This is a genomic window from Sphingomonas sp. CCH9-E2, assembly GCF_001557215.1.
GTDB lineage: Bacteria > Pseudomonadota > Alphaproteobacteria > Sphingomonadales > Sphingomonadaceae > Sphingomonas.
Genome location: NZ_LSJM01000173.1, coordinates 1 through 1,288 on the forward strand (window position 1 = coordinate 1; position 1,288 = coordinate 1,288).

Sequence of the window (1,288 nt, forward strand, 5' to 3'; positions counted from 1 at the left end):
CTTCCCGCCCCCATGCGCCGGGGTGACGTGGCAGGCGGACGGCGCTACAGGCGCGGCATGACCAGCCTGTCCGACCTGACCGACGAGTATGAGTTCCTCGACGCCGATGACCGCTACCGGTTGCTGATCGACCTGGGCAAGGCGCTGGAGCCGATGCCCGACGCGCTCAAGACCGACGCGACACTGGTGCGCGGCTGTTCGGCGGCGGTGTGGGTCTATCCCATGATGCGCGACGACGGCACGCTGCACTTCCTGGCGGACAGCAACGCCGCGATCACCAAGGGGATCATCGCGCTGGTCCTGCTGACGGTACAGGACCGCGCGCCGGCCGAGATTCTGGCGAGCGATATCGAAGCCGCGCTGGCGCCGTTCGACCTGCGCAACCAGCTCAGCTCCAACCGCACGCAGGGCATCCCCAACATGATCGCACTGATCCGCGCAACGGCTGAACGCTACGCCGGATGAGCGCCGAGCGGGGCAAGCTCTACCGCGCGATCTGGCGCTGGCATTTCTATGCCGGGCTGTTCGTGGTGCCCTTCATCCTGCTGCTGGCGCTGACCGGCGCGATCTATCTGTTCAAACCGCAGCTGGATGCGTGGCAGGAACGCGACTGGCGCGGGCTGCCGGTTGCCGGGGCGGTGACGCCCGACGCGCAGTTGAAGGCGGCGCTGGCGGCGGTGCCGGGAGCGCGCTTTCACAGCTATCGCCTGCCCGCAGCATCGGGTGACGCCGCAGTCATCCATGTCGGCCTTTCCGAAGGAGGCATGCGCGATATCGCGGTGTCGCCGCAGGGCGAGGTGATCGCGACCGACGATCCCGAGGCGCGCATCGCCGCGACCGTCTCGCGGATTCATGGCTCACTGCTGCTTGGTCAATGGGGCGGGTTTCTGGTCGAGATCGCGGCGAGCTGGGCGATCCTGCTGATCCTGTCGGGCCTGTATCTGTGGTGGCCGCGCGGGCGTGGGCTGGCGGGTGTGCTGTGGCCGCGGCTGAGCGCGCGCGGGCGGATCGTCTGGCGCGATCTGCATGCGGTGACGGGCTTCTGGGTGGCCGGACTGGCGCTGGTGCTGCTGGTGTCGGGCCTGCCGTGGACCGATGGTTGGGCGACGGCCTTCCGCGCCGTCCGGGCCGAGCTGGGTCTGGTGCAGGGGCCGCAGCAATGGAAGGGCGGCGTCGACCTGCATGCCGAGCATGACCATGAGGCGATGCTGCGCGCGGCGCGGGACGGGACGCCGGTGCCGATGGGCATGACGCTGACCGACATGGTGCAGCGCGCGCAGGCCGAGGG

Annotated in this window: 2 protein-coding genes; both read left to right on the forward strand. The window is 69.5% G+C overall.

What is annotated here, in order from left to right:
• Positions 1–57 precede the first annotated feature (57 nt).
• Positions 58–465, forward strand: a complete 408-nt coding sequence (locus AX681_RS08840; protein ID WP_066656623.1) for a SufE family protein — start codon at positions 58–60, stop codon at positions 463–465.
• Positions 462–1,288 (forward strand): PepSY-associated TM helix domain-containing protein (locus AX681_RS08845; protein WP_197424265.1); only part of this gene is annotated, 827 nt, incomplete at its 3' end. The genes AX681_RS08840 and AX681_RS08845, both read left to right, overlap by 4 nt.

What these genes read in the sequence shown, in the direction of transcription:
- AX681_RS08840 (WP_066656623.1), top strand. Translation starts at nt 58, where the DNA reads ATGACCAGCCTGTCCGACCTGACCGACGAGTATGAGTTCCTCGACGCC.